Annotated in this window: 23 protein-coding genes; 13 read left to right on the top strand and 10 right to left on the bottom strand. The window is 72.7% G+C overall.

The annotated features are described in order from the left end of the window. Nucleotides 1–84: 84 nt before the first annotated feature. From ABEA15_RS15455 to ABEA15_RS15445, 3 genes are read right to left on the bottom strand one after another with little or no spacing between them, the layout of a single operon-like run. Nucleotides 85–402 (bottom strand): hypothetical protein, encoded by a 318-nt coding sequence (locus tag ABEA15_RS15455; protein ID WP_345557171.1) that lies wholly within the window; start codon nt 400–402, stop codon nt 85–87. Then, the gene (locus tag ABEA15_RS15450) at nt 399–686 is read right to left on the bottom strand and encodes a hypothetical protein (protein WP_345557170.1); all 288 of its coding nucleotides are present in this window, start codon (nt 684–686) and stop codon (nt 399–401) included. The genes ABEA15_RS15455 and ABEA15_RS15450 overlap by 4 nt, the downstream gene beginning before the upstream one ends. Beyond that, nucleotides 683–826 (bottom strand): hypothetical protein, encoded by a 144-nt coding sequence (locus tag ABEA15_RS15445; protein ID WP_345557169.1) that lies wholly within the window; start codon nt 824–826, stop codon nt 683–685. The genes ABEA15_RS15450 and ABEA15_RS15445 overlap by 4 nt, the downstream gene beginning before the upstream one ends. 180 nt (nt 827–1,006) lie before the next feature. Between ABEA15_RS15445 and ABEA15_RS15440 the strand changes: the two genes are divergently transcribed. The 8 genes from ABEA15_RS15440 to ABEA15_RS15405 all read left to right on the top strand — a co-directional run bounded on the left by ABEA15_RS15440 (nt 1,007) and on the right by ABEA15_RS15405 (nt 8,220). Continuing rightward, nucleotides 1,007–1,822, top strand: a complete 816-nt coding sequence (locus ABEA15_RS15440) for a helix-turn-helix domain-containing protein (protein WP_345557168.1) — start codon at nt 1,007–1,009, stop codon at nt 1,820–1,822. Beyond that, nucleotides 1,819–1,998 carry a DUF397 domain-containing protein gene (locus tag ABEA15_RS15435; protein ID WP_344146811.1) on the top strand — a complete coding sequence of 60 codons (180 nt, stop codon included), beginning with the start codon at nt 1,819–1,821 and terminating at the stop codon, nt 1,996–1,998. The genes ABEA15_RS15440 and ABEA15_RS15435 overlap by 4 nt, the downstream gene beginning before the upstream one ends. Nucleotides 1,999–2,199: 201 nt before the next feature. Further along, nucleotides 2,200–3,465 (top strand): cytochrome P450, encoded by a 1,266-nt coding sequence (locus ABEA15_RS15430; RefSeq protein ID WP_345557167.1) that lies wholly within the window; start codon nt 2,200–2,202, stop codon nt 3,463–3,465. A gap of 231 nt (nt 3,466–3,696) precedes the next feature. Beyond that, nucleotides 3,697–4,977: a sugar ABC transporter substrate-binding protein gene (locus tag ABEA15_RS15425; protein ID WP_345557166.1), complete on the top strand. Its 1,281-nt coding sequence runs from the start codon at nt 3,697–3,699 to the stop codon at nt 4,975–4,977. A 58-nt stretch (nt 4,978–5,035) separates the two neighbouring features. Beyond that, nucleotides 5,036–6,004 carry a carbohydrate ABC transporter permease gene (locus tag ABEA15_RS15420; protein WP_425579402.1) on the top strand — a complete coding sequence of 323 codons (969 nt, stop codon included), beginning with the start codon at nt 5,036–5,038 and terminating at the stop codon, nt 6,002–6,004. 101 nt (nt 6,005–6,105) lie between these two features. Then, a complete protein-coding gene (locus tag ABEA15_RS15415) occupies nt 6,106–6,846 on the top strand; it encodes a carbohydrate ABC transporter permease (protein ID WP_386699716.1) in 741 nt (246 codons plus the stop codon). Next, nucleotides 6,843–7,916, top strand: coding sequence for a glycoside hydrolase family 3 N-terminal domain-containing protein (locus ABEA15_RS15410; RefSeq protein ID WP_345557164.1), 1,074 nt, complete (start codon nt 6,843–6,845; stop codon nt 7,914–7,916). The genes ABEA15_RS15415 and ABEA15_RS15410 overlap by 4 nt, the downstream gene beginning before the upstream one ends. Nucleotides 7,917–7,983: 67 nt before the next feature. Then, nucleotides 7,984–8,220 carry a hypothetical protein gene (locus ABEA15_RS15405; protein ID WP_344146826.1) on the top strand — a complete coding sequence of 79 codons (237 nt, stop codon included), beginning with the start codon at nt 7,984–7,986 and terminating at the stop codon, nt 8,218–8,220. A gap of 90 nt (nt 8,221–8,310) precedes the next feature. Here the strand turns inward: ABEA15_RS15405 and ABEA15_RS15400 are convergent, their stop codons facing one another. Together ABEA15_RS15400 and ABEA15_RS15395 are read right to left on the bottom strand one after the other, a co-directional pair. After that, nucleotides 8,311–9,852 (bottom strand): long-chain-fatty-acid--CoA ligase, encoded by a 1,542-nt coding sequence (locus ABEA15_RS15400; protein WP_344146829.1) that lies wholly within the window; start codon nt 9,850–9,852, stop codon nt 8,311–8,313. Nucleotides 9,853–9,953: 101 nt separating this feature from the next. Beyond that, nucleotides 9,954–10,376, bottom strand: a complete 423-nt coding sequence (locus tag ABEA15_RS15395) for a DUF6406 domain-containing protein (RefSeq protein ID WP_344146832.1) — start codon at nt 10,374–10,376, stop codon at nt 9,954–9,956. A gap of 227 nt (nt 10,377–10,603) precedes the next feature. On the opposite strand from ABEA15_RS15395, the gene ABEA15_RS15390 reads away from it, so the two are divergent. The 4 genes from ABEA15_RS15390 (at nt 10,604) to ABEA15_RS15375 (ending at nt 15,536) form a co-directional block, all read left to right on the top strand. After that, the gene (locus tag ABEA15_RS15390) at nt 10,604–11,185 is read left to right on the top strand and encodes a hypothetical protein (RefSeq protein WP_345557163.1); all 582 of its coding nucleotides are present in this window, start codon (nt 10,604–10,606) and stop codon (nt 11,183–11,185) included. A gap of 226 nt (nt 11,186–11,411) precedes the next feature. Continuing rightward, a complete protein-coding gene (gene leuS / locus ABEA15_RS15385; protein ID WP_345557162.1) occupies nt 11,412–13,907 on the top strand; it encodes a leucine--tRNA ligase in 2,496 nt (831 codons plus the stop codon). A gap of 3 nt (nt 13,908–13,910) precedes the next feature. After that, nucleotides 13,911–14,564 (top strand): hypothetical protein, encoded by a 654-nt coding sequence (locus ABEA15_RS15380; protein WP_345557161.1) that lies wholly within the window; start codon nt 13,911–13,913, stop codon nt 14,562–14,564. Between the two features lie 201 nt (nt 14,565–14,765). Beyond that, nucleotides 14,766–15,536, top strand: a complete 771-nt coding sequence (locus ABEA15_RS15375) for a hypothetical protein (RefSeq protein WP_345557160.1) — start codon at nt 14,766–14,768, stop codon at nt 15,534–15,536. Between the two features lie 95 nt (nt 15,537–15,631). On the opposite strand, the gene ABEA15_RS15370 is transcribed toward ABEA15_RS15375, so the two are convergent. Then, nucleotides 15,632–16,708 carry an alpha/beta hydrolase family protein gene (locus ABEA15_RS15370; RefSeq protein ID WP_345557159.1) on the bottom strand — a complete coding sequence of 359 codons (1,077 nt, stop codon included), beginning with the start codon at nt 16,706–16,708 and terminating at the stop codon, nt 15,632–15,634. Between the two features lie 289 nt (nt 16,709–16,997). Beyond that, nucleotides 16,998–17,765 carry a transcriptional repressor LexA gene (gene lexA / locus ABEA15_RS15365; protein WP_345557158.1) on the bottom strand — a complete coding sequence of 256 codons (768 nt, stop codon included), beginning with the start codon at nt 17,763–17,765 and terminating at the stop codon, nt 16,998–17,000. A 335-nt stretch (nt 17,766–18,100) separates the two neighbouring features. Between lexA and ABEA15_RS15360 the strand changes: the two genes are divergently transcribed. Beyond that, complete coding sequence (locus ABEA15_RS15360; RefSeq protein WP_345557157.1) at nt 18,101–18,757, top strand: LysM peptidoglycan-binding domain-containing protein; 657 nt, start codon at nt 18,101–18,103, stop codon at nt 18,755–18,757. A gap of 368 nt (nt 18,758–19,125) precedes the next feature. Here the strand turns inward: ABEA15_RS15360 and ABEA15_RS15355 are convergent, their stop codons facing one another. From ABEA15_RS15355 to ABEA15_RS15345, 3 genes are all read right to left on the bottom strand, one after another. After that, nucleotides 19,126–20,067 (bottom strand): 1-phosphofructokinase family hexose kinase, encoded by a 942-nt coding sequence (locus ABEA15_RS15355; protein WP_345557156.1) that lies wholly within the window; start codon nt 20,065–20,067, stop codon nt 19,126–19,128. Between the two features lie 413 nt (nt 20,068–20,480). After that, complete coding sequence (locus ABEA15_RS15350) at nt 20,481–23,810, bottom strand: right-handed parallel beta-helix repeat-containing protein (RefSeq protein ID WP_345557155.1); 3,330 nt, start codon at nt 23,808–23,810, stop codon at nt 20,481–20,483. A 92-nt stretch (nt 23,811–23,902) separates the two neighbouring features. Further along, the gene (locus ABEA15_RS15345; RefSeq protein WP_345557154.1) at nt 23,903–25,426 is read right to left on the bottom strand and encodes a hypothetical protein; all 1,524 of its coding nucleotides are present in this window, start codon (nt 25,424–25,426) and stop codon (nt 23,903–23,905) included. Nucleotides 25,427–25,544: the final 118 nt, after the last annotated feature.

Below are 25,544 nucleotides of genomic sequence, written 5' to 3'. Positions count from 1 at the left end.
CGGCCGGGAAGAGCCGCCGGACGTAGGGGCGGACCCGGGCCGACCGCCGCCGGGACGGAACGCAGGGCCGGGGGACCGGGCAGTTCATGAACCCTCCTCGAAAGGGAAGCCGATCGGGTAGACGCACGGATCCCAGCGCTCGCGGATCCAGCCGAGCAGCCGGGTCTTGGCGTCGGCCCGGTCGAGGTGCCACACGAACCGGCCGGTCAGCTTCAGGTCGTCCTGCCTGACGCGCCGCATGCTGAGCAGAACGCCGGTGCCGGTTCCGCCGGTCTTGACGGGCCGCCACTCCATGCGCACCACCGCGCCGGAGGGGCAGCGCGCGTAGACCGCGCCGCAGTCGGGGATGTCGCGCCAACTGCGGGGAGCCTCGACGACGCCGGATCGGGGGATTGCGCTCACAGGTGCACCTCCGTCTCGGCGAAGGGGAGGTGTCCGGCGCGGAGGCTCCACAGGGCGCGGTCGGCCCACGGCTCGGGAACCCCTTCCAGGACCAGCCACGCGCGGACGGTGGTGTAGTCGGCCGCGAACCTGGGCGGTTGTGCCGCCTCGCCCGGACCCGGGCGGAGTCGGCCCGCGGTGAACTCCTCGCGGGGGTCGCCGCCGGGGTCGCGCTCGACGACGAGCGCGTCGTAGAGGCGGATCGACGCCGCGGGGCCGGCGGAGCTGAAGCGGGCGAGGATCATGCCGCAGCCCTCCGCATGGGCAGGTGGGCGTCGGCGTAGGTCCCGGCGATCCGCCGCGGAGCGGCGTGCAGCCCGCGTGCGGGACGCACGAGTCGAGCGAGCAGGGCCATCGGGGCGATCAAGCCCAGTAGGATCGACAACGTTCACCAGCTCCTTGTCAGCTGTGGACCACGCCCCCGGACGGTGCTGCGTCGCGGGGGTCTTTCTATGGCCAACAGCATGACCGCGCGTCTAGTACTCGTTTATGAATACCGCTGAAGAGCGAAATTCTTTTATAGGAAGCGGTTGCTAGCGGTATAACGGCGATAGACACTGAATTCATGGCCAAACCTAAAAACCCTGCCGTCCGCTCCTTCGGACAGGTGGTGCGGAAATGGCGCGATGTCGCAGGTCTGAGTCAGACGCAGCTTGCCCGAGCAGCCCGGATATCGCAGTCGCAGCTCAGCTCGATCGAGACCGGATCAAAAGGTACAAGTGCGGACCAGGTTCGCAGGATCGATGACGTGCTTACCGCTGGTGGAGAACTCGTTAAACGGTGGCACGAGCTTGAAGATCAGAGCAGGGGGTTCGCCACCTGGTTCCTCGATGTGGTCTCGATCGAGCGTGAGGCGTCCGAGATCAGGATCTATCAACCGCTCAGCGTCCCCGGGCTGATCCAAACGGAGGATTACGCTCACGCCATAACTCGTCAAGGGCACCCGGAATTGACTCGGTCAGAGCTCAACGAGCGCGTCGCGGCCCGGTCCGATCGGCAGGCGGTCCTAGATGATCCAGACGGACCCATGGTTCGAGTGGTGATTGAGGAGTACGTTCTTCGCCGACCCGTGGGCGGGTATGACATCATGCAGGCGCAACTGGAGCACCTGGCTGAAGTGTCCCGCTCGTCGCGTCTGTCCCTCCAAATAGTGCCCATGACCTCGACCCTGCATCCCGGAACGGATGGTGCGTTCCACATCTTCACGGTCCCTGGGCGAGGGCCGGTGGTTTACACCGAGTCGCGCAGGTACGGCAACGCGTCGGATGATCAAGGGGCAGTCGAAGATTACATGTCGGTCTTCGCTGAGCTTCGAGGAATAGCGCTCCCCCCGGGCGCGTCACGGGATCTGGTTTGCAAAATCGAGGAGGAGTTCAAGTGAGCGGCGTCAGTGCCTGGCACAAGAGTAGCTACAGCAGCGGTGGTGCGGACAACTGCGTGGAGGTTGCCGAGGGTGCGCAGACCCTCGTTCGCGATACGCAGCATCGGGAGCAAGGGCATCTGGTGTTCCCCGCGCAGGAGTGGCAGGCCTTCCTCGCGGGCGTCGAGGACCTCTAGCGCGCGGAGCCTCCGCAACCCCCGAACCACGACGAGCCCTCCACCGGTGCCGGTGGAGGGCTCGCCTGCGCTGAGCGCTTCGCCGGGACGCGGTCCGCTTGTCGACGAGTCCGCCCGGTCCGGCGGAACTTGACACCGCTTCCACTCGTGTAAAGAGTGTGGGGGACGTCTCCGGCAACAGCCGCAAGGAGCCCACCCCTCATGGCCCAGTCGCCCTCCGCCGGCACGCTGCCCGACATCTCCGGCATCGACCTGTCGGACAACGAGTTCTGGAAGCTGCCCCTGGAAGACCGGCACGCCGCCTTCGCCCGCCTGCGTAGCCACCCGCCGCAGTTCTACGCCGAGCCCGACATGGGCCCGCTGCCGCCCGGCCCCGGCTATCACGCGCTGGTCACCCACGCCGACGTGGCCGAGGCCAGTCGCGAGCCCGGCGCCTTCGCTTCCGAGCCCAGCGCCGTCTCGATCCCGGACATGCCCGCGGACTTCGCCGAGTACTTCGGGTCCATGATCAACCTCGACGACCCTCGGCACGCCCGCCTGCGGCGCATCGTCTCCCGCGGGTTCACCCCGCGCATGCTCGCCCGGCTGCAGGAGGACGTGCAGCGCCACGCCGCCCGCATCGTCGACGACCTCCTCGCGACCGGCCCGTGCGACTTCGTGTCCCAGGTCGCCGCCCGCCTGCCGCTGGTGGTCATCTGCGAGATGATGGGCATTCCCGAGGACCGCCACCGGGAGGTGCTGGAGAGCTCCAACGTGGTGCTGGCCGGCAACGACCCCGAGTACCTCGGCAGCGACCCCGGGACCGCGATGGCGCGCCTGCTGGAGGCGGGTGAGAGCCTGTCGCGGCTGCTGGCGGAGCTGGCCGCGCAGCGGCGCGCCGAGCCGACCTCCGACCTCACCTCGGCCCTGGTCAACGCCAACGTCGACGGCGAGGCGCTGACCGACCAGGAGTTGGGCTCCTTCTTCACCCTGCTGGCCGTGGCCGGCAACGAGACCACCCGCAACGCCATCAGCCACGGCCTGCGCCTGATCACCGAGCACCCGGAGCAGCGCGGCCTGTGGTGGTCGGACTTCGAGGCCCACGCGCCCGGCGCCGTCGAGGAGATCGTCCGCCACGCCTCACCGGTCGTGTGGATGCGCCGCACGCTCACCCGCGACTACGAGCTGAACGGGCACCGCCTGAGCGCCGGCGACAAGGCGCTGCTCTTCTACGCCTCGGCCAACCGCGACGCGGCCGTCTTCGACGACCCCGACGCCTTCGACATCACCCGAAAGCCGAACCCGCACCTGGGCTTCGGCGGGCCCGGCCCTCATTTCTGCCTCGGCGCCCACCTGGCGCGGCGCGAGGTCACCGTGATGTTCCGCGAGCTGCACCGGCGGGTGCCCGGCATCCGGGCCGCCGCGCGCCCGAAGCGGCTGGCGTCCAGCTTCGTCAACGGAATCAAGTCGCTGCCCTGCACCTTCTGACGAGCGTCGTTCCCGCGGCCGCCGGAAACACCGGACACGGCATGTGGCGCAGACGGTTCGGCGAACGGACGGTGACGGTCTGAGGCGGTAGCGTGTCGACCCGACGCCCGAGGGCGGCCGGGACCGCGCACGAGTTGCCGGGCCGTTGTGTGTCGATTACTTCACACCGGCTGCGATTTTGCGTAAGTTCCTTACCACCCCGGGGGATCGCGAGTGGACGGGAGATCTCCGATGGCACGCACCCGCGCCCGACGACCGCAGGCCGCAGCGGCGGCCGCCGCCCTGGCCCTCCTCGCCACCGCATGCGGCGGCGGATCCGGCGGCGGATCCGGTGGCGAGACCCTCGACGTCTGGATCATGGAGGGCACCCACCCCGACGCCACCGCCTACTTCGACAGGGTGGCCGAGGACTTCCGCGACGAGACCGGCGCCCGCGTGAACGTGGAGTTCGTGCCCTGGGCCGACGCCCACGACAAGTTCACCACCGCCATCGCGGGCAACACCCTGCCCGACGTCGCCGAGGTCGGCACCACCTGGACCCCGGAGTTCGCGGGAGCGGGCGCGCTGATGGACGTCTCCGAGCGCGTCGGCTCCACCGACGCCTACGTGCCGGGCCTGACCGAGGCGGGCACCGTCGAAGGCGGCCTCTACGGCGTGCCCTGGTACGCGGGCGTGCGCTCGGTCATCTACCGGACCGACGTCTTCGAGGACCTCGGCATCGAGCAGCCCACCACCTGGAAGGCGATGCGCGAGGCCGCCCTCACCGTCGCCGAGGAGCGCGACGGCATGACCGCGTTCCCGGTGCCCGGCGACGCCGTCTACCAGGCGCTGCCCTTCGTCTGGGGAAGCGGTGCCGACATCGCGACCCGTTCCGACGGGCGCTGGACCTCCGGGCTCGACTCGCCCGAGGCGCGCGAAGGGCTCTCCTTCTACACCGGCCTGGCGACCGAGGACGGGCTCTCCAGCACCGGAGCCGCCACCTGGATGGAGACCGACCTCCAGGACAACTTCATCTCCGGCGACGTCGCCATGATGATCGGCGGCAGCTGGACGCCCGCCGCGATGCTGGAGGCCGATCCCGGCCTGAAGGGCAAGATCGGCGCCTTCCCGATCCCCGGCCCCGACGGCGGCTACAGCCCGTCCTTCCTGGGCGGCTCGCACCTCACGATCTCCAACACGACCGACAACCCGGACCTGGCCTGGTCCTACATCGAGCTGCTCACCGACGACGCCAACGCCGACCGCTGGGCGGAGGCCACCACCTACTTCCCCGGCAAGAAGAAGCAGCTGGAGCCCTACACCTCCTCCGACGACCCGCTTGTGCGGCCCTTCGCCGAACAGATGAGCGAGGCCGGGCGCGGCCTGCCCGCCACCGAGAACTTCGGCAAGGTGCAGGGCGACAAGGTGCTGGAGGCCATGCTCCAGGAGATCCTCACCGACGAGGCCACGGTGGAGGAGGCCACCTCCCGCGCCGCCGAGGAGATCGAGCAGATCCTGAACAAGGACTCCTGACGCGGTGGCCGACTCGCTCTCGACCAGGCAGGCCGACGACCCCGGTGCCCCGGCCGGCGTGCCCGCGGCGAAGGGGGCGGGAGCGCCGACCGGGGGCGGGCGCCGCGGCAGGCGCCCCCGTGTGGGCGCGCGCACCCGCCGCCGCGTCCTGCCCTGGGCGCTGCTCGCGCCCGGCCTGGCGGTCATCGGGCTCCTGCTGCTGTTCCCGATCGGGCGCGTGGTGTGGCTTTCGGTCCAGGACTACGGCCTCGACAACGTCGTGTCCGGGCGCAGCGACTTCATCGGTCTGGACAACTACGCCCGCCTGCTCGGCGACCGCTACCTGTGGACCGTCGCGCTGCCCAACACGGCGGTGTTCGCGGTCGTGGCGGTCGCCGGCACCGTCGCCTTCGGCACCCTGGTGGCGCTGCTGCTGAACACGCTCGGCAGGTTCGCGCGCACCGCGGTCCTGGCCTGCATCATGGTCGCCTGGGCCATGCCCGCGGTCTCGGGGACCTACGTGTGGGTCTGGATCTTCGACGTCGACGACGGGCTGGTGCGCCGCCTGCTCCAGACAGCGGGCCTGCTCGGGCCCGAGGGGTACAACTGGTTCGCCGATCGGACGGCCTTCTACGCCATCGCCGCGCTCAACGTCATCCACCACGGCTTCCCGTTCGTCGCGGTGACCGTGCTCGCCGGGCTGATGACCATCCCGCGCGAGCTGCACGAGTCCGCGCTGCTGGACGGCGCGGGCGCCTGGCAGCGGTTCCGCAACGTCACCGTGCCCACGATCCGGCCGGTGTTCGCCGTGGTCACCATCCTCTCCACCATCTGGGACTTCAAGGTGTTCGCGCAGGTCTATTTGATGCCCGGCGGCTCGGGCGGCAACCGCGACGTGCTCAACCTGGGGGTGTGGTCCTACGTGCGCTCCTTCGCCAACCAGTCCTACGGGCTCGGCTCGGCGATCGCCGTGCTGCTCACGCTGATGCTGCTCGCGATCACCGTGGTCTACCTGCGCACGCTCTTCCGCGACGAGGAGCTGCGGTGACCCCCCGCGGGCGCCGGGGGGCGCGCCGGAACGCGCGCACCCTCGCGCGCGTCCTGGCGGTGGCAGGCGTGCTGGCGTTCACCCTGTTCCCCGCCTACTTCATGCTCGTCAGCGCGCTCTCGGCGCGCCCGGCCTCGGGCACCGAGGCGCTGCTGCCCGCGTCGGTCACCCTGGAGAACTTCCGGTTCGTCCTGGCCGAGGCGGGCTTCCTGCGCTACCTGGGCAACTCGCTTGCGGTCGCCGCGCTGACGGTGGCCGGCAGCAGCCTGCTGGCACTGCTGGCCGCCGTGGCGGTCGCCCGGTTCCGCTTCCGGCTGCGCACCACCGTGCTGGTGCTGGTGCTGACCGTGCAGATGGTGCCGCTGGAGGCGCTGGTCATTCCGCTGTTCCTGCAGGTGCGCGACCTGCGGATGCTCAACTCGCTGATCGGGCTGTCGGTGGTCTACATCGCCCTGGCGCTGCCGTTCGCGGTGTGGATGCTGCGCGGTTTCGCCGCCGCCGTCCCGGCCGAGGTGGAGGAGGCCGCCTACATCGACGGCTGCTCGTGGCCCCGGATGTTCTGGTCGGTGCTGTTCCCGCTGGTGGCGCCCGGCCTGGTGGCCACCGCCGTCTTCTCCTTCATCACCGCCTGGAACGAGTTCATCCTCGCCCTGACGTTCATGAACCAGTCGGAGAAGTACACGGTGGCCGTGGGCCTGCGGCAGTTCTTCGGCCAGTACACCACCGACTGGGGTCAGGTCATGGCCGCCTCGACCGTCATCACCCTGCCGGTGATGGCGTTCTTCCTGCTCGTGCAGCGCGGCCTCGTCTCGGGGCTCACCCAGGGCGCGGTGAAGCAGTGAGCGCGGCCGGCGATCCGGCCCTGCGCCGCCTGGCCCACACCGTTCTCATGCCCGGGTTCGCGGGCACCGCGGTACCGCCGTGGCTGGCGCGCGCCGTCGACGACGGCGTGGGTGCCGTCCTCTACTTCGCGCACAACCTCGCCGACGATCCCGCACGGCTCTCCGCCGAACTGCGCGGGCTGCGGCCCGACCTGCTGACCGCCTCCGACGAGGAGGGCGGGCGCGTGAGCCGGCTGTACGCCGCCGGAACCTCGCCCCACCCCGGCCACGGCGAGCTGGGCCGCGGCTCGCCCGAGCGGACCCGCCGGGCCGCCGCCGCGATGGGGCGCGAGCTGGCCGCAGCCGGGATCGGCGCGGCGCTGGCGCCGGTCGCCGACCTCGGCTCCGACCCGCGCAACCCGGTGATCGGCGACCGGTCGTTCGGCGCCGACCCCCAGCGGGTCGCGGCCCACACCGCCGCGTTCGTCGACGGGCTGCACGCCGCGGGGGTCGCCGCCGCCGCCAAGCACTTCCCCGGCCACGGCGACACCGCCACCGACTCCCACCTCGACCTTCCGGTGGTGGCGGCCGACGCCGACACCCTGCGCAGCCGCGAGCTGGTCCCCTTCGCCGGGGCCGTGGCGGCCGGGACGGACATGGTGATGGCCGGCCACCTCGCCGTCCCCGCATTGGACACCGCGCCGGCCAGCGTCTCCGCCCGCTGCTACGAGCTGCTGCGGGACGAACTGGGCTTCGAGGGCGTGGCGGTGACCGACGCGCTGGACATGCGCGGCCTGTCGGCACACACCGGCGCGGTCGAGCGCATCGAGGGGGTGGCGCGCGGCGCGGCGGCGGCGCTCGCGGCGGGCGCCGACCTGTTGTGCCTGGGCAACCCGGCGGAGGCGGCCGGGATCGCGGCGGGTGCGGTCGATGCCTCCGCGGCCGCGCACGTCGCCGACGAGGCGCTGTTTACGGCCGCCCGCGACGCGGTCCTGGCCGCCCTCGACCGGGGGAGTCTGCCCGCCGAGCGCCTCGCCGAGGCGGCGGGGCGGGTCGAGCGGCTGCTCGCGGAGCGCCCGCCCCCGCCTTGACCGCCCGGCCCGTGTTCGCAAGGGTGGCGGCTGATGACACCACAACCGCGCCGCGCGAAGGGTCGAGATGGACACCGAGTCAGACGCCGAGTCGACGGACCACCCCATCGAGCCTGAGGCCCCCTGGCCCAGAAGCCCCACCACCGTGCAGCTCCGCTGCAACGCCTGCATGCAGCTGCGCTACTTCGCCGACCGCCACGCCGACCACCGGGGCGAGTACAGTCCCGGTCCGCACTGCAAGACCTGCGGAAAGCCGGTCGAGTTCCGCTGCGCGGCCTGCGGCGCCCAGTGGCGGCCGCTGTGAGCCGGCACCCGCGGGGGCGGTCCGCCACAGCGGGGGAGCGGCGCCCGTCCCCCGTCCCCACCGCACGCGCACGGCCCCTGGAGGCGGTGCTCAGCGCAGTTCGCGCTTGAGGATCTTGCCGGTCGCCGTCATCGGCAGGGAGTCGCGGAACTCCACCAGCCGCGGGTACTTGTAGGCGGCCAGCCGCTCCTTGGACCACTCGACGAGCTGCTCCTCGGTCAGCGCCGATCCCTCCTCGCGGATCACGAACGCCTTGATCTCCTCGCCGTGGCGCTCGTGCTCGACGCCCACCACCGCGGCCAGGCTGACCTCGGGGTGAGTCATCAGCTCCTCTTCCAGCTCACGCGGGTAGACGTTGTAGCCGCCGCGGATGATCATGTCCTTGGAGCGGTCGACGATGAAGAAGAACCCCTCGTCGTCGCGGCGCGCGATGTCGCCGGTGCGGAACCAGCCGTCCTTGAAGACCTGCGCGTCGGCGTCGGGGCGGTTGTGGTACCCCTGCATCACGCAGTGTCCGCGCACCGCGATCTCGCCGGGGCCCTCGCCCTCGACGTCCTCGAACTCGCTGTCGACCAGCTTCATCTCCACACCCCAGATCGGGCGGCCGATCGACCCCGTCTTCGCCTTGACCTTGGGGTTGTTGAAGGAGACCACCGGCGAGGTCTCCGAGAGCCCGTAGCCCTCCAGGATCTCCACGCCGAAGCGGTCCTTCACGTTGCGCGCGACCTCGCCCGGCAGCGCGCTGCCCCCGGAGACCGCGGTGCTGAGGTTGGCCGCGACGGCGGCCATGTCGTGCTCGCCCTTGGCGCCGAGCAGGCCCCAGTACATCGTCGGCACACCGGCGAACACGGTCACCCCCTCGCGCTCCATCAGCGACAGCGCCTCGTCCGGGTCGAAGCGGGCCTGCAGCACCAGCGTGGCGTGCCGGTACAGGCCGCAGTTCATCATCGTCGTCTGGCCGAAGATGTGGAACAGCGGCAGCACCGTCAGATAGACGTCGTGCTCGGACCTGTCGAACAGCGCGTCGGAGGCGACGGCGTTGAACATCAGGTTCATGTGGCTCAGCTGGGCGCCCTTGGGGCGTCCGGTGGTGCCGCTGGTGTAGATGACGACGGCGGTCTCGTCGGCGTCGGTCTGCACCGTGGAGAAGGTCCCGCCGGTGCCGGCCAGCGCCGCCCAGATGGTCTCGGCGCCCTCGATCTGGGACTCCACCGCACCGGGCGTCGCCGGCAGGTCGATGTAGAGCTCGCAGGAGGCGGTGTCGTTGAACGCGGCGAACGCCCGCTCGCCGAGGGGGAGTTCGGGTGTGCCGGTGAAGGCGAACAGCGCCTTCGCGCCCGAATCCTCCAGGTGGAAGGCGATCTCGCGGGAGGTCAGCAGCACGTTGAGCGGGACCACCACCGCCCCGGCCTTGAGCGCGCCGAAGTAGACGAACGGGAAGTAGGGCGTGTTGGGGCTCGCCAGGGCGACGCGGTCGCCGCGCCCGATGCCGCGCGCGGTGAGCATCTCGGCCACCTGGTTGGCGATCATGTTGGTCGTGGCGTAGTCGATCCGCAGGTCGCCGAACACCAGGCAGTCGCGTTCGGGGGTCGTTCGGGCGCCGTCTTCGAGTAGTGCGGCGAGGTTGAGCATCGCGCCTCCTGCAGTGCTAGGTGGGTCCGGTCACCTTTCTACCGCAGAGTAACTTGGTTCCGCCTGGGAGGGGACGGCACGGGTCCGTGTGTCCGCCCGCCTCACTCGGCCTCGCGCATCAGCGTCACGCTCGCGGGTTGGGCCTCCGACTCGCTGATGCCGATCTCGGAGACCCGCCAGGAGGCGCCGCCCGCCTCCAGGTGCTCGCCCAGCGTCAGCGTGTGCTCGGTGGTCTCGCCGTTCTCGGGGCGGGCGGTGATGACCACGGTCGGCTCCGAGCCGTCGCGGTAGCCGCTCAGCTGGAGCTCGACCGGACCGGTCTTCGCGGTGCCCTCGACAGAGGCGGGGGCGCCCTCCATCAGCTGGACGCGGTCGTTGTCGGTACCCAGAACCGGCGCGGAGCTGCTCGGCGCCGGCTCCGGCTCGCCCTGGGCGCAGGCCCCGGCGCCTATCAGCAGGCCGAGTACCGCCGTGGCGGCGATCAGCATCCGGCGGGCGCGGCGGGGGGAGGCGAACACGGTCATCTTCGGAGGATCTCCACAGGCTAGGAGGGTGTGTCCGGTACGCGGCGAGCGCACCGGCAGGCGGGACGGCGGGAGGGGCGCGGCCGGTCGCTGTGCAGGCACGGCCGCGGGAAGGGGGCGGAAGCGGGGAGGCCGCCCGGGTGCCATTCTCCCATCGCCGCGGCGATCCGAACGCCCGAAGCCGTTCCCGCGGCCCTTTCTCGGGCAGTGGGACCGGAGAAGGGACAGTGGACACACACCCCGAGGAGACCGACATGCCGGCGTGGATATGGAGCACGGGAATCCTGTTCCTCGCGGTCGCGGTTTTCGCGACCTGGTGGCTGGTTCAGTGGACCCGGCAGCCGCGCACCTACTTCCGCGCGGGCCTGGCCGATCCGCAGCGCCGCCGCTTCCCCCGGTGGCAGCGGGGCCGGTTCGCGCCGCAGACGGTGGTCGAGGAGAACGCCGACCGCGGGGCCATGGACACCGGAATCGACCACGAGGCCGCCGCGATAATCGAGGGCGAGCGGCACGAGACCACCCCCATCACCACCGACATCGACCGAGAGACCCGCCACCTGCTCGACGAGGAGGTCGCCGGCCGCCCCGTGATGGAGCGCGACGCCGAGATCCACCGGCCGGCGCCCGAGGAGGAGGCCGAGCTGGAACCCGAACCCGTCCGCCAGCGCCGCCTCGCCGCCGAGGAGCACGAGCGCGCCGCGATGGAGTACCGCCGGGCGGCCGGTGCCCGCGAACGCGGGGGCGCCCCCGCCGACGAGCCGGCCGAGGGCAGGACCCGCCGGGGCCTGCGCCGCTCCCGCCGCCGGTAGCCGCGCCGCGCATATCGTCCGTCCGGCCGGTCCGGGGTCCGCGCACGGCGGCCCGGCCGGCCGCCGCCGCGTCCGGGAGCCGCCGCGAACCGCGCTAACCTTGGTGCAAAGGCCCGGCTGGCAGCCCGCCGCGGCGGAGCCGACCCCGAGGGCGCGCGGCGACGAGGTCGCGACCTCCCAGCCGCCCCGTGCCCTCAAGTGCGACCGGTTAGAGGACGATCCAGCGATGACAGCGGTAGACGGAGACCAGGTGGCGAGCGACTCCTACGACGCCCGCGCACTCCAGGACAAGTGGCAGGCGCGATGGGCCAAGGAGAACCCCTTCACGGCAAGTGAGGACCCGGCCGACCACCGCCCGCGCTCCTATGTCCTCGACATGTTCCCCTACCCCTCCGGCGACCTGCACATGGGCCACGCCGAGGCCTTCGCCATCGGCGACGTGGTCGCGCGCTACCGCTTCCAGCTCGGCGAGAACGTTCTGCACCCCATCGGCTGGGACTCCTTCGGCCTGCCCGCCGAGAACGCCGCCATCAAGAACGGCACCCACCCGGCCGAGTGGACCTACGCCAACATCGAGACCCAGGCGGAGTCCTTCAAGCGCTACGGCGTCGCCCTGGACTGGTCGCGCCGGCTGCACACCAGCGACCCCGAGTACTACCGGTGGAACCAGTGGCTGTTCCTGCGCTTCTTCGAGCGCGGCCTGGCCTACCGCAACGAGGGCCTGGTCAACTGGTGCCCCAAGGACCAGACCGTGCTCGCCAACGAGCAGGTCGTGCAGGGCCGCTGCGAGCGGTGCGGCACCGAGGTCGTGCGCCGCAGCCTGAACCAGTGGTACTTCCGCATCACCTCCTACGCCGACCGCCTGCTCGAAGACATGGAGCAGCTCGAAGGCAAGTGGCCCGAGCGCGTGCTGCTGATGCAGCGCAACTGGATCGGGCGCTCCACCGGAGCCGACGTGGAGTTCCGCATCGAGGGCCGCGACGAGCCCGTCACCGTCTTCACCACCCGGCCCGACACCCTCTACGGCGCCACTTTCTTCGTCGTCGCCGCCGACGCCGAACTGGCCGACGAGCTGTGCGCGACTGAGCACCGGGCCGACTTCGAGGCCTACCGCGCCCAGGTCTCGCGCCTGACCGACATCGAGCGCCAGTCGACCGAGCGCGAGAAGACCGGTGTCTTCCTGGGCCGCTACGCCGTCAACCCGGTCAACGGCGAGCGCATCCCCGTATGGGCCGCCGACTACGTCCTGGCCGACTACGGCCACGGCGCCATCATGGCCGTCCCCGCCCACGACCAGCGCGACCTCGACTTCGCGCTCACATTCGGGCTGCCGGTGCGCGAGGTCGTCGAGACCGGCGAGGGCGACCCCGCCGAGACCGGTGTCGCCACCGCGGGCGAAGGCCGGCTGATGAACTCCGGCCCGCTGGACGGGATGTCCAAGGGCGAGGCGATCGAGCGCATCACCGCGATCCTCGGCGAGCGCGGCACCGGCTCCGCCGCGGTCAACTACCGCCTGCGCGACTGGCTGCTGTCGCGGCAGCGGTTCTGGGGCACACCCATCCCGATCGTGCACTGCCCCGCCTGCGGCGAGGTCCCCGTTCCCGACGACGAGCTTCCGGTACGCCTGCCCGACAACCTCAAGGGCGCCGACCTGGCCCCCAAGGGCGTCTCGCCGCTGGCGGCCGCCTCCGACTGGGTCGAGACCGCCTGCCCCTCGTGCGGCGGCGCAGCCCAGCGCGACACCGACACGATGGACACCTTCGTCGACTCGTCGTGGTACTACCTGCGCTACTGCTCCCCGCAGGTCGACGACGCGCCGTTCGACGTCGACAAGGTCGCCGAGTGGGGGCCGATCGACCAGTACGTGGGCGGCGTGGAGCACGCCATCCTGCACCTGCTCTACAGCCGCTTCTTCACCAAGGTCCTCTACGACATGGGCATGGTGTCCTTCACCGAGCCCTTCCGCCGCCTGCTGAACCAGGGCCAGGTCATCAACCAGGGCAAGGCCATGTCCAAGTCCCTGGGCAACGGTGTTGACCTGGGCGAGGAGATCGAGAGGTACGGCGTCGACGCCGTGCGGCTGACCGTGATCTTCTCCGGCCCGCCGGAGGACGACATCGACTGGGCCGACGTCTCGCCGGCCGCTTCGCTGAAGTTCTTGAACCGGGCCTTCAAGGTGATGGCCGAGGCCGGGGCGGCCTCCGCGCCGGGCGCCGACCCCGCCCAGGGCGACGCGGCGCTGCGCAAGGCCACCCACCAGGCGCTGGACAGGATCACCGCGGCCGTCGAAGCCCACCGGTTCAACGTCGCGGTCGCACGGCTGATGGAGCTGGTCACCGCGGCCCGCAAGGCGATCGACTCCGGCCCCGGCGCCAAGGACCCCGCCGTGCGGGAGGCCGCCGAGGTCGTCGCGACCACCCTGTCGCTGTTCGCGCCCTACGCCGCCGAAGAGGGCTGGGAGCGCTTGGGCCACACCGGCCCCGTCGCCGTCGGCAACTGGCGCACCCCGGTGCCCGAACTGCTGACACAGGAGTCGGTCACGTGTGTCGTCCAGGTTTCCAGCAAGGTCCGTGACAAGCTGGAGGTCGCCCCCGACATCGAACCCGATGAGCTGGAGCGGCTCGCGCTCGCCTCCGAGAAGGTGCAGGGCTTCATCGGCGGCAAGGAGGTCCGCAGGGTCGTGGTCAAGGCACCCAAGCTCGTCAACGTCGTCGTGGCCTGACCGATGGCGGGGAACGGGCGCGCGCCGGACCAGCGGGGCCGCGGCGAGCGGCACGGCTCTGCGCGGCGGCTGTGGATCGCGGCGGGGGCCGGAACCGTCCTGGTCGTGGCCGTCGCGGTCACCGCCGGACTGCTGGTGGGGCGCGGCGAGCCGGCCGAACAGGCCGACGAGGCCGACACCTACGCCTCCGCGCCGGCCTGCTCGGCGGTGCCCCAGGAGGCGGTGACCGAGCTGGTGCCCGGCGCCGAGCTGGAGACCAGCCGGCAGGGCCCCATGGAGAACGCGGACAGCTCCACCTGCGTGTGGACTTCGGTGGGCGCCGACGACGCCCCGCCGCGCTCGCTCCATCTGGACTTCACCGCCCACTTCACCGACAAGGCCGGCGAGGTCAGCGGCGCCCGCGCCGCCGGCCGGCGGCTGGAGCAGTTGGCGCCCATCGGCGACCTGGAGGGCGCCGATCCGGTCTCCGAGCTGGGCGAGGGCGCGCTGGTCTGGCCGGGTACCGCCGACGCCGCCTCCGCCGAGGTCGTCTTCCGCCGCGACAACATGCTCATCCAGGTCTTCTACGGCGGCGATGCCGGAGACGGCGGCATGGACTACGCCGCCGCCCGCGAGGGCGCCGTGACCGCCGCAGAGCGGGTGGCCGGCTCCTTGTAGGACGCCCCGCCGGGTCCGGTCCCGCGGGCGGCCGCATGTGCTGCCGGTCGCATGCCCGCCGTCGGCGGGAGCGCGTTTTCGCCTGCCGGGCGGGCGGGGGAGTCCGCCCCCGCGCGGGTAGTAGCGTGACTGGGCGCCGCAGTGCCGCCGGGTTGCGCCGCGCGCGCCGAGCACCACGAGGACGGCAGCAGGGAGGCATGCATGGCCCAGCCACCTTCGGGCGGTCCCGGGCACGGGCCGGGCGGAGTGCCCGGGCCGCCCGGCCCGCCGGAACGCCACGGGCCGCCCGCGCCGCCCGGCCCTCCCGCACCGTTCGGCGCCGCCGCCCCGCCCGAGCCCATCTCCTCGGCACCGGCGCAGAGCCGCGGATGCGCCACCGCGGTCGTGGCCACACTGGCGGTCGTCGTGCTGGTGCTCGCCGCCGCCGGCGTGTGGGCGATCGTCTCGCTCACCTCTGCGGCGGGCGGCGAGTACGAGTCGGCGCCCGACTGCTCGGTGGTGCCCGGCGGCGTCCTCGACGGCCTGGTCCCCGCGCGCGACACCGAGCTCAGCCGCAGGATCGCCGACTTCGACCCGGAGCGCCGCGAAGGCTACGAGTGCCGCTGGGAGACGCCGCAGACCGCCTCCGAGGTGCCCGCGGCCGCGCGCGTGGTGATCGTCCGCTACGCCGACCGCACCGGCAGGCCGGGGACCGAGGCCGCGTCTACGGCGCTGGAGGCGGCTGCGCGGGGAAAGGCGTCTCCGCACAAGCTGTCCGGGCTCGGCGACGAGGCCAAGGGCTGGAGCGAGTCGGTGCAGGGCTTCGACTGGGGCTGCACCGCGGTGCGGCTGTCGAACCTGTACACGATGGCCTGCCACACCGCCGCGGTCGACTACCAGGCCAGTGAGTCGATGCCCGCCGACGTGGCGCTGGCCAACGCCGAGTCCCTGGCCCGGGCCGTCACCGCCGAGATCGAAAAGGGCGACTACTGAGGCCGTGGCCGCACACGCCCGCCACTGCCGGGCGTACGCGGTGCCGGTCGGGCGCCGTGTTCCGGCTGAACCGCCAATCATCGAACACACCCCGGCTAGAGGCCGGTCTCGGACTCCAGGAAGGTGCGCAGGGCGGGGGCCACGTCGGGGGAGAAGCGGCGCCGGGAGTCGAGCGCCTCCGCCCCGGGCGCGTCGCTGTACCTGCGGAACACGTGGTCGGCGCCGGGGATGTCGGCCCGCTCGCCGTCGGGCAGCCCGGTCATCAGGCGGTCGACGTCGCCGCGCGCGATCTGCGAGTCGGCGGTGCCCCACAGGACGAGCGTTGCGGTGCCGGCGGGCAGGTCGCGCGCCAGGCGCACGGGGTCCATCGCGTCGATGCGGCGCAGGAAGTCCTGGTACCGGGGAGCGAAGAGGCCCCCGAAGCCCTGCGGGAGGTCGGCCTCCTCCAGTTCGTCGCCGTCGCGGATTCCGGCGACGGCGGTCCGCACGTCCGAGAGCGCCTGGTCGGCCGCGGCGTAGTCCATGGAGCCGGCGGCCTCGGCCCTGCGGACCTGCTCGGTGATCTGCCGGTCGACGACGTCGAGGTAGCGGCGGCCCGGCGGGGCGGCGAGGACGAGTGCGCGCGGCGGATGCTCCTCGACGATCTCGTGGGCGCGCAGCGCGAACAGGGCGCCCTCGCTGTGGCCCAGCACGATGAGCCGCGAGGGGTCGACCTCGGGCCGCGACGCCAGGTGCGCGTAGGCGTCGGCGACCTCCTGGGCGAAGACGCCGTAGCCGACGGCGGCGTCCTTCTCGCGCGAGGCCATGCCGGTCTCGCCGCTGCCGAGCTTGTCGTAGCGCAGGGAGGCGACCCCCATGTCGGCCAGCAGGCGCGCGAAGTTCTTGTTCGTGCCGGCGTCGGGCCGCCCCGGGCTGTTGCCGTCGCGGTCGGTGGGGCCGCTGCCGGAGACGATCAGCGCCGCGGGCAGGTCGCCACCGCCGCCGGGTGGCAGGGCGAAGGTGCCGTGCAGGGTGTCGGGGCCGCTGCGGAAGGTGACCTCGCTCTGCTGCGGCCGGATGCCGGGCGGCTCGACGGGCCCGGAGTCGTCGGTTTCGGGGCTGCAGCCGGTGGCCAGGAGGGCCGCCAGGAGCGCGGCGACGGCGGCGGCGCGCAAGGGCGAGCGGACGGGCATGGTCCCTACCGTAGTGCCCGCCGCGCCCGCGGGTGCGGGGTGTGCCGGGGGATCGGCGGCGTGCGGCGCGCCGGGCGGCCCTGAGCGGCGGGCGGCACGCGAGGATTCGGCCTTTGGTCCCTGGCGCGGAGCCGCCGTCGCGGCGTAGGGCGGGGGATCGGGAACCGGTGCCGGGCGGGGTCAGGGATAACCGTTGGGTTCCGAAAAGGCGACGGGTTCGTGATCTACAGCGAAGATCACGAACCCGTGCCAAAGCGAGGCGAACTCGTTATGCCGACGCGGCGGCGGCTCACACGCGCCGGAGCACGGCCACCACCTTGCCCAGGATGGTGGCGTCGTCGCCGAGGATGGGCTCGTATTCGTCGTTGCGCGGCAGTAGCCACACGTGGTCGGAGTCGCGCTTGAACGCCTTGACCGTGGCCTCGTCGTCGAGCATCGCCGCGACGATGTCGCCGCTGTTGGCCTCGGGCTGCTGGCGGACGACGACCAGGTCACCGTCGGTGATGGCGGCGTCGACCATCGAGTCGCCGACGACGTTGAGCATGAACAGCCGGCCCTCGCCCACGAGCTGCTTGGGCAGCGTGAGGACGTCCTCGATGGACTCCTCGGCCAGGATGGGGCCGCCCGCCGCGATGCGCCCGACCACCGGGACCGCGGTCGCGCGGGACTCGTCGGCCTCGGGGGTCTCCTCCAGCTGGTCCCAGGAGCGCACCGGCGGCTGGCCCGGAATGCGGATTTCGACCGCTCGTGGGCGGTTCTGGTCGCGGTAGAGGTAGCCCTTGCGTTGCAAGACCTTCAGTTGGTGCGCCACACTGGACGGGCTCGATAGCCCCACCGCGTCGCCGATCTCCCGGATGGACGGTGGATATCCGCGCTGCCGCACATAGCGGTGGATGCAGTTCAGCACGCTCTGCTGGCGTGCGGTGAGCTGCGGCGCCCCCTCGGCGCTGTCAGCGGAGTCCTGAGAATCGGCGGGTGGAGCGGCAGCGGACCGGAGCGCGGTGACGGACCCCCCGCCCGTGTGAGGTTCCTGGGTTCCGTGGTTCTCCTCCGGCACGGCCGGCCTCCTCGGCGGTCGGTTGTTCTGGGTGCGGCTATCGGCGGGCGTCAGGCGGATCCCCCGACTCGAGGGACCAGCCGGTCGATCAGTGTTCGGCAGCGGTAGCGCGTGTTCAGCCACTGAACGTGGCGTCGCCGATACCGCAGCGAAACATGTCCAACGTTACTGCGTGCACACGGCAATATCAAACAAACGTTCGAGATGGTGCTGAAAAATTCGCTCGAATGCGGTAGGAATCGAACGTTAGTTCTAACGAACTGGCGTACGAAGGTGAGGACTGTGCGGCCATGACTATGTCAGCGTCTCAATCCGCCACTGCGTTCGAATCCCCCTTGACCTGGCCCGACATCCCACGACCCGATGACGGCGGGCCCGCCGTCCGGCTGCCGCGGCGCGCGCGGCTGTCCGTGGTCCCGCCGCAGGCGCCGCCGGCCGAGGAGGCCGAACGCGAAGGCGCTTCCGGCGCCGACCCGTTCCCGGGAGCGCACGACGGCGCGCTGTTCGACTGGGCGCGGCAGCTGCCCGAGTGGAGCGCCGCCGCGGCGGCCCCGCCGAGGGCGGCCCGGCGTCCGCGGCAGGCGGCACCGGCCCCGGCGCGGGCTCTGCGCCCGGCCGCCGTCCCGGCACCGCGCCCCGCTCCGGTGCTCGGCGCCGCAGCCAAACTGTGGAACGAGCGCCTCACGCGCCGAGGGCGCGTCGTGGTGGGCGCGGCGGTCTCGGCGCTGGCGACCGCCCTTCTGGCCGGCCTGCTGCTGGCCGTGGGCACCGCCGGAGCCTCCGCCACGGGCCCGGCGCCCGCGGAGTCGGCGCTGCACGAGGAGGCGCCTCCCACCGTGGTCGTCCGCGACGGTGACACCCTGTGGTCGATCGCCGAACGTGTGCGTCCCGGCGACGATCCGCGCAGCACCGTGCACGAGATCGTGAAGGCGAACGGCCTCAGCGAGTCCGAGATCGAGCCCGGCCAGGAACTCGTGATGCCCGAGTTCTAGCCGGTGCCGCGGCCGCGGCACCGCACCGGCCCGAGCGCCCTCCGCCGCCGCTGCAGCCACCGTCGCCCTCACCGTCCGCGGTTCGGGGCGGGGGCGACAGGCCCGGCGCGATGGAAGGGGTGCGCGGCGGCGGGACCGCGTTCCTGCTCGGCGTCCACTGCTCGGCCTCCTCCCGGTCGCGGCCACTGCCCGATGACGGAATGATCATGGCAGGGGGTTGCGACAGAACGGCGCCGTCGGCGGCCCGCACCGGCGTCGGCGCGGGCCGAGCGCCCGTGGCAACGCCCCGGGGGCCGCGGCCCCCGGCGGCCGACGTGCCCTGCCCGGCGCGCCGGGAGGACGCCGGCCTGACGCGTCCCGCGGCGTCGCTACAGGTCGTCCAGGCGCCAGGACGCGGGCGGGTCGGCCACCACCCGCACCGACTCGGCACGGAGGTCCTCGGGGCCGGGCACCGTGGTTCCGGGGAGTGCGACGGCCGCCGCGCCCCAGGCCACGGCGCGGCGCAGGCGCCCCTCCGGCGAGCCGTCGGCCGAGAGGTAGCCCGCCAGCGCGCAGTCGCCCGCGCCCACGGTGCTGCGCGGCACGACCGACGGGCCCTGGCCCCACCAGGTGCCGTCGGCCTCGGCGAGCACGGCTCCGTGCGGCCCCAGGGTGACCAGGACCGCGCGGTTGCCCCGGGCCACGGCCGTGCCTGCTGCGCGGGCGACGTCGCCGACGGTCTCCATATCCCGGCCCGCGAGCGCGCTCAGCTCCTCGCGGTTGGGCTTGAGCAGTGCGTTGCCGCCCGCCGCGACAGCGGCCTCCAGCGGTTCGCCCGAGGTGTCCAGCGCGAGCGGCACGCCGCGGGAGCCGGCCAGCTTGGCCAGGCGCGCGTAGAAGTCGACCGGCGCACCGATGGGCAGGCTTCCGCTGGCCACGAGCCACTCCGGGCCGCGCGCCAGCTCGGCCTCGACCGTCTCCAGCAGGCCGTCGATCTCCTCCGGCGCCAGTTCGGGGCCGGAGCTGTTGAGCTTGGTCGTGGTGCCGTCGCCCTCGGCCAGCGTGAAGTTCTTGCGCGTGGTGCCGGCGATCGGCACCGCGACGTGGTGCAGGTCGCCCAGCAGGGAGGTGAGCTCGGCACCCGTCGCGCCGCCGACCGGCAGCACGGCGGTGGTCGCATGCCCCATCGCGCGCAGCGCGCGGGAGACGTTGACCCCCTTGCCGCCCGCCTCTGTGGTAGGCGACCTGATGCGCAGGATGCCGCCGAGGCGCAGCTCGGGCACTTCGAGCGTGTGGTCGACGCTGGGGTTGGGCGTACAGGTCAGGATCATGCGGGCCTGCTCCGTGCTTCAACGGCGGTGGCGGTCGGGGCCGCCGCGGCGGCGAACCGCGGGCGGCGCCCGGTGGCGGCCGCCGGGGCCGCGGAATCCGCAGCGACCGCATCGGGGACGGACGGGCCGGCGATCAGTCGGAAGCGCGCTGGATCCGGGGCGCTGCACCCGGCGCAATGTGTGTGAGCCCGCATTTGCCGATCCGTTTGATTGTTGCCCTCTTTGATTATGTCCGTTTGCCCTCGACAGTCAATCGGTTTCGCTCAAATGAGCACAGGTCCGGGGGTGTGGCGACGTCCGATACCGGCCACGCCGGACTCGGCGAACCGGTGGTCGTGGCTCCCGCCCGAAACGACGGAAGCCGCGGCGGTCACCGGTGACCGCCGCGGCTTCCGTCGTGCCGCAGACCGCGCTCAGAGCGCCGGGATGTCCTCGGGCAGCAGCGTGTTGAAGTCGTCGCGGCCCGCGTTCTCGGCGTGCACCAGGCGGCCCGCCTGCCGGGTGACCATGCGCTCCAGCACCTGGCGGGCGTAGCGCCCGTTGCCGAACGAGGAGTCGCGCGGCACCTGGGAGAAGTGCGCGCGCAGCGCCTCCAGCGTCGGCTCGGTGCACTCGTAGCCCGACCCGCGCGCGATGTGCTCGACGATGGTCACCAGCTCGTCGTCGCTGTAGGACGCGAACTCCACCCGGTGGTTGAACCGCGACGCCAACCCGGGGTTGGAGTCGAGGAACCGCTGCATCTCGTCGGTGTAGCCCGCGACGATGACCACGACCTCGTCGCGGTGGTCCTCCATCAGCTTGACCAGCGTGTCGATGGCCTCCTGGCCGAAGTCGTTGCCGCCGCCGGCCTTGGGCGCCAGAGTGTAGGCCTCGTCGACGAACAGCACCCCGCCCTTGGCGCGCTCGAAGACCTCCGCCGTCATCTGCGCGGTGTGGCCCACGTAGCGGCCGACCAGGTCGGAGCGGGCGGTCTCGACGACGTGACCGCCCGGTAGCACGCCCAGCGTGTGCAGCAGCCGCCCGTAGAGCCGTGCGATCGTCGTCTTGCCGGTGCCGGGCGGCCCGGCGAAGACGAGGTGGTGGCTCATCGGCGCCACCGGCAGTCCCATGTCCGACCGCCGCCGGGCCATGACGACGAGGTTGGTCAGGTCGTTGACCGTGTCCTTGACCTCATGGAGCCCGATCATCCCGTCCAGCTCCGCCCTCAGGCTCGCCAAGTCGTCCTCTGAGGCCGCGCCCGCCGACGCGCTCTCCAGCACCTCTGGCCCGAGGTCCTCGGGCACCAGCCGTGCCAGCTCCGCCGGGTTGTCCGGCGCCTCACCGCCCAGCCGGTAGGCCTGCCGGTCGACCATCCCCTCGAACAGCTTGCGCGCATCGCGCCCGTTGCCGAAGGCCGGCCCCTTCGGCACCCGCTCGAAGTACTCGGCCAGCGCCTGCACGGTGCTGTCGTCCATGGTGTAGTGGTTGGCCTCGCACATGTTGCGCATGATCTGGACCAGCTCGCCGACCTCGTAGTTGGGGAACTCGATGGTCCTGCTGAAGCGCGAGGCCAGCCCGGGGTTGGCGGACAGGAACCGCTGCATGTTGTCGGTGTATCCGGCCACGATGACCACCGCGTCGTCGCGGTGGTCCTCCATCAGCTTGACCAGGGTGTCGATGGCCTCGCGGCCGAAGTCGGGCCCGCTGCCGCCTTCGCTGCCCTCGGAGAGCGTGTAGGCCTCGTCGACGAACAGCACCCCGCCCTTGGCGCGCTCGAACACCTCGGTCGTCTTGATCGCGGTCCCGCCGACGTACTGCGAGACCAGGTCCGCGCGCGCCACCTCGACCACGTGGCCGTAGCGCAGCACGTCCAGCTCGGCGAGGATTTGGCCGTAGAGCCGCGCCACGGTCGTCTTGCCGGTACCGGGCGGGCCGCCGAATACCAGGTGCCTGCCCGTCGTCGGTGTCGGCAGCCCCATCTCCGCCCGGCGCCGGTTCATCTGAGTGCGCGTGATCAGCGTCTTGACCTCGTGCTTGACGTTGGCCAGCCCGACCAGGGCCTCCAGATCGGCCAGCGGTCCCTGCGCCTCGCCGTCGTCGCCGACCTGCTCGCCGTCGCCCTGGTCCGGGCCGGGTGCGGGCGAGGGCACCGGCATCGACGTGTCCGCGCCCTCCCCGTAGGCGTCGGGCGCGCCGTTGTCGCGGCTGAGCAGGTCCTCGGCGCGGACCCGGTCGCTGGTCACGGTCTGGCGCAGCCCCGAGCGGGCGTTCTCGCGCACCGAGCAGTCCTCCAGCACGACGTCCTCAGCGGAGTGCACCAGCACACCGTCGCTGCTGTTTGCGAAGATCTCGCAGCGGCGCAGCGAGGCCGTCGCCCCCGCGGCCACCAGCACCCCGTTGCGCCGCCCGTTGTAGACCCGCGAGCGCAGCACCGACACCTCGCCGCGGTTGTGCACGGCGATGCCCTCGCCCGCACAGCCGGTGATGTCGCAGTCGCGCAGGTCCGCCTTCGCCTTCGCGCCGACGCTGACGCCGTTGTCGGCGCTGTCGTTGATCTGCACACCGCTCAGCAGCGGCCGGGACCCCTCGCTGACGGCGATGGCGGCCTTGCCGGTCCGCTCCAGTGTGGCGTCCTCCAAGCGGCCGTGGCCCTCCTTGCGGAAGAAGACGCCCTGCCCCCGCGTCTCGGTGATCGCCACCCCGCGCAGGAACGGGGCGCAGTCCTCGATCACGAAGCCCGGTCCCGACGTGCCGGTGACGATGCCCCGGTCGAACTCGACGGTGCTGCCGCCGCTCAGGCTGATGCCGGTGCCGCCGCGCACGGTCAGGCCGATGAACGACGTCGCCGCCCGGTCCTCGGCCCGCACTCCGTCCCCGGCGGACTCCGCCACGTCGCAGTCGGCGAACAGGCCCCGCGCCTTGCCCCACAGGTGGATGCCGACACCGCCCGCCCGGTTCACCGCGACACGCGAGAGCTGCGGGTCGGCGCCGCTGTGCACGCCGACACCCCGGTCGCCGGTGTCCTCGATGACGCAGTCCTCGATCACCGGCCGGGCACGACTGGAGATCATCAGGCCGTCGCCCGACACGCCGTGCACGCGTGTGCCGCGCACGCTGGTCGAGGCGTCCTCCTCCAGCGCGATAGCGGGCTTGGCGGTGCGGGAGATCTCGCAGTCCTCGACGGTTCCGGCGGCCTGGCCGCTGGCGAACAGGCCGTTGCCGCCGGTGTCGCGCAGCACGCAGGAGCGCACCGAGGGGCGCCCGCGCTCACCGATGACCAGGGCGCTGGTGTTCACCTCCTCGATGACGCAGTCCTCCACCGCGCTGGGTTCCGCCGCGGTGATGACCACGCCGGCGCCGCCCGAGCAGGTCACCCGGCTCTCCCGCATCGCCAGCGCGCCCGAGCCCCGCACCGAGACCGCCGCCCACGCCTCCGCGCTCACCTCGCAGTCGGCCATCTCCACCTGGCCGGCGGCGATGTCCACGGTGGGGTGGTCGGTCGAACGGCCGCTGAGGACCAGCCCCGAGAGCTTCACCGCCTCGGCCGCCGAGGCCACGGCGCTGCGCGAGTCGGCGAGCAGCTCCACGCTGCCGCGGCCGTCGCGCGCCACCAGGGTGACCACGTTGCGCAGCACGAGGGTCTCCTCGTAGCGGCCGCGGGCGATGCTGATCAGGGCGCCGCTGTCGGCTGCGGCGAGGGCGGCGCCGATCGTCGGATAGCCGTCCGCCGCGTCCGGGTCGACGGTAAGGACCTGCCTGGCCACGTTCGTTCTCCTCTACTAGCGGGCCGCCGCTGCGCGGCCCCGTGCTCTGCGCGGGTGGCGGCTGCGGGCCGCCCCGCCCGGTGCGGGCGTCGTCAGGTGCAGCTCGCCCGGACCGCCGAAGCCGCGACGTGCGAGGTCGCACCGCCCTGGCCCGCGACCGCGTCCTCGCCGATGTTGGTGAGCTGGACGGTGAACCGCTCGGTGGGCGAGACGAACCCCGTCACCTTCACCCAGCCGCCTTTGGACTCGGCCTGCCGCACCCCGAAGACCGCCGCGGCGCTGCCCGAGGGCTCGGGACCGGGGAAGATCTGGTACATCGCCTCGCGGTCGGTGACCCACTGCGGGCTCGCGTCCTCGGGTATGTAGACGTAGACGTCGCACTGGGCGTCGGCGAAGCCGGGGGTGAACGACCAGTAGGCGTACCGGCCGTCGCCGTACTCCGCGGTGCCCGAGACCGGGATCGCGTCATAGGTGCCGTCGCAGCCGTCCAGGGCGTAACCGCCGTCCCGGGTCGCCCAGCGGGGGGCGTCGCCGCCGCGCCCGGCGGCTCCATAGGAGGCGCCTGCACCGCCGGGGCAGCCCGGACCCGCGAGGGCGGTGAACTCCGGACCGGAGGAGGAGGCCGAGGGGGAGGGGGCGGCCTCCTCGCCCTCGGGCGAGGGCTCGCCGCCGGCGGAGGGGCCCGCCATCATCGGCGCCGCCTGGGCGTCGCCGGAGTCGCCGGCGGGCTCGTCCCCGGGGCCGGGGGCATCGTTCCCGCCGTCGTCGCCGTCGTCGCCGCGACTCTCGTTCTCGGAACCGGCAGGAGCGTCGCCGCTGTCCGGCCCGGGCTCGCCGCCGCCACCGTCACCCCCGCCACCTTCGCCGTCCTGGTCGCCCGAGTCCGCCTCGGGGGTGATCTGCGGCGCGCCGTCGGCCTCGACGCCGCCGCCGGCCCCTGCGGCATCGGTGTGCCCGCTGTCGGTGCCCTCCCCTTGCGACCGGCTCTGGGCCTGCTCGCCGATTGCGGATGTGCCGGACTCCTCCTGCGGAACGGCTTCGGGGACATAGCCGCGGTCCGGTGGGGAGTCGGCCGGCGCGCCGCCGCTCAGCGATTCGGTGCCCGCGGTGGTATCGGACTCCTGCTGCCCGGCACCCGCGCCGCCTCCGCCGGATTCGGGTCCCTCGGCGCGCAGGCCCACGCCCGCGGTAACCGGAACGGTCGCGAGGGTCTCCGGGCGCTGCAGCGCCGACATCGCCAAGGGCGCCACCACGAGCAGCAGTCCGGCGATGGCCGCCCCGGCGAGGGCGGGCGGGCCCGGCCGCCCGAGGGGCCGGCCCTCGGGAGCGGTGGCGGGCTTCGCCACGGGTTCCTGCCGGGTGTCGGGGACGGAGATGCCGCGGCGGGCGGGGGCTGCGGCATCCGCCGCATCGCTTCGGGGGGTATGCGCCTGCGGTACCACGTCGGGCAGGCCGCCCGGCTGCCCGTCGAGGGAGTCCCCGGTTCCCCGAAGGGGCCCGGGGCGCGCGTCGGCGCGCTGGTTCAGCGGAATCCGGGAGGGCCAGTGCAGCAGCCCCGAGGGACCGGGCGCGCGCCGGCCCGCCGCGCCCGGTCGGGCGGCGAACGGTTCGGTCATCGTGGTCCTCCTTGCACGCCTCCGCGCCGGGGCGGAACACCGTCGCGGGATGGAACAACGCCGCGGTCTGCGCTGCGCGGCGGCCGTCGAGCCGGCCCGGCCGGCTCGACGGCCACCG

Source organism: Streptomonospora halophila (genome assembly GCF_039542725.1).
In the GTDB taxonomy this organism is placed as follows: Bacteria; Actinomycetota; Actinomycetes; order Streptosporangiales; family Streptosporangiaceae; genus Streptomonospora; species Streptomonospora halophila.
Note: the sequence above shows the minus strand (reverse complement) of the source record. Positions and strands in the feature narration are given on the sequence as shown.

Excerpts from the sequence above, each read along its gene's own strand:
- ABEA15_RS15450 (WP_345557170.1), bottom strand. The coding sequence starts at position 686 with ATGATCCTCGCCCGCTTCAGCTCCGCCGGCCCCGCGGCGTCGATCCGC.
- ABEA15_RS15440 (WP_345557168.1), top strand. The coding sequence starts at position 1,007 with ATGGCCAAACCTAAAAACCCTGCCGTCCGCTCCTTCGGACAGGTGGTG.
- ABEA15_RS15430 (WP_345557167.1), top strand. The coding sequence starts at position 2,200 with ATGGCCCAGTCGCCCTCCGCCGGCACGCTGCCCGACATCTCCGGCATC.
- ABEA15_RS15425 (WP_345557166.1), top strand. The coding sequence starts at position 3,697 with ATGGCACGCACCCGCGCCCGACGACCGCAGGCCGCAGCGGCGGCCGCC.
- ABEA15_RS15415 (WP_386699716.1), top strand. The coding sequence starts at position 6,106 with ATGCTCGTCAGCGCGCTCTCGGCGCGCCCGGCCTCGGGCACCGAGGCG.
- ABEA15_RS15405 (WP_344146826.1), top strand. The coding sequence starts at position 7,984 with ATGGACACCGAGTCAGACGCCGAGTCGACGGACCACCCCATCGAGCCT.
- ABEA15_RS15400 (WP_344146829.1), bottom strand. The coding sequence starts at position 9,852 with ATGCTCAACCTCGCCGCACTACTCGAAGACGGCGCCCGAACGACCCCC.
- ABEA15_RS15395 (WP_344146832.1), bottom strand. The coding sequence starts at position 10,376 with ATGACCGTGTTCGCCTCCCCCCGCCGCGCCCGCCGGATGCTGATCGCC.
- leuS (WP_345557162.1), top strand. The coding sequence starts at position 11,412 with ATGACAGCGGTAGACGGAGACCAGGTGGCGAGCGACTCCTACGACGCC.
- ABEA15_RS15380 (WP_345557161.1), top strand. The coding sequence starts at position 13,911 with ATGGCGGGGAACGGGCGCGCGCCGGACCAGCGGGGCCGCGGCGAGCGG.
- ABEA15_RS15375 (WP_345557160.1), top strand. The coding sequence starts at position 14,766 with ATGGCCCAGCCACCTTCGGGCGGTCCCGGGCACGGGCCGGGCGGAGTG.
- ABEA15_RS15370 (WP_345557159.1), bottom strand. The coding sequence starts at position 16,708 with ATGCCCGTCCGCTCGCCCTTGCGCGCCGCCGCCGTCGCCGCGCTCCTG.
- ABEA15_RS15355 (WP_345557156.1), bottom strand. The coding sequence starts at position 20,067 with ATGATCCTGACCTGTACGCCCAACCCCAGCGTCGACCACACGCTCGAA.
- ABEA15_RS15345 (WP_345557154.1), bottom strand. The coding sequence starts at position 25,426 with ATGACCGAACCGTTCGCCGCCCGACCGGGCGCGGCGGGCCGGCGCGCG.